Raw genomic sequence first — 1,005 nt, 5'->3', positions numbered from 1 at the left:
TGGGCTGCACCGCGCTCAACGCCCTGTACGGCAACCGGGTGCAGGGGGTGGAGGCGGCGGTGCAGGATGCGCTGGCGCTTGAGAATCTGACGCTGGCCGCCCGCGCGGCGCACCGCGTCGGCGCCACCCTGCTGATCGAGGCGCTCAACGCGCCCGAATCGCCGCGCTGCCCGATCGTCTCGGCGTCCAAGGCGATCGAGGTGGTGGACGCGGTCAACGCGGCCACCGGCCTGGACAACGCCCGCTTTTTGATGGACCTGTACCACCTGGCGATGAACGGCGAGGATCTGGAGGAGGTCATCGACCGCCACACCGGCCGGACCGGGCACGTCCAGATCGCCGACAACCCCGGCCGCGGCGCCCCCGGCACCGGCACCCTGCCCCTCGACGACCTCCTGGCGCGGCTGCGCAAGAACGGCTACGACGGCTTCACCGGCCTGGAGTACAAACCCGGCGATGCCCCCAGCGCCCAGTCCTTCGACTGGCTGCCCCGCCCCCTGCGCGCCGCGCACTGACCGAGCACGAAAGGCACTTCCTCATGAGCACTCTTCCCACCGTCGCGTGGATCGGGCTGGGCATCATGGGCGCGCCCATGGCCGAAAACCTGCTCAAGGCCGGCTACCCGGTCACCGGCCACACCCTCGAACAGGACAAGCTCGACCGGCTGGCCGCCGCCGGCGGCACCCCCGCCGCCTCGATAGCCGAGGCGGTCCGCGACGCGGACGTCATCATCACCATGGTGCCCGCCTCCCCGCAGGTCGAGGCCGTCGCCTACGGGCCCGAGGGCATCCTGGCCAACGCCCGGCGCGGCGCCCTGCTGATCGACATGTCCTCCATCACCCCGCAGACCTCCCGCGATCTGGCCGCCGCCGCGGCCGACAAGGGCATCCGGGTGCTGGACGCCCCGGTCTCCGGCGGCGAGGCCGGCGCGATCGAGGCGGTGCTGTCCATCATGGCCGGCGGGGCCCAGGAGGACTTCGACGCCGCCTGTCCCCTCTTCGAGGC

The 1,005-nt window shown here is 72.4% G+C and carries 2 protein-coding genes; both read left to right on the top strand.

Annotated features, from left to right (window positions below):
• Nucleotides 1–515, top strand: a 515-nt coding sequence (locus ACZ53K_RS42730; RefSeq protein WP_468848563.1) for a TIM barrel protein, incomplete at its 5' end; no start/stop codon positions are given.
• A 23-nt stretch (nt 516–538) separates the two neighbouring features.
• Nucleotides 539–1,005 (top strand): NAD(P)-binding domain-containing protein (locus tag ACZ53K_RS42725; RefSeq protein WP_468848560.1); only part of this gene is annotated, 467 nt, incomplete at its 3' end.

The sequence above is a fragment of the Streptomyces sp. NPDC033221 genome (assembly GCF_055577005.1).
Note: the sequence above shows the minus strand (reverse complement) of the source record. Positions and strands in the feature narration are given on the sequence as shown.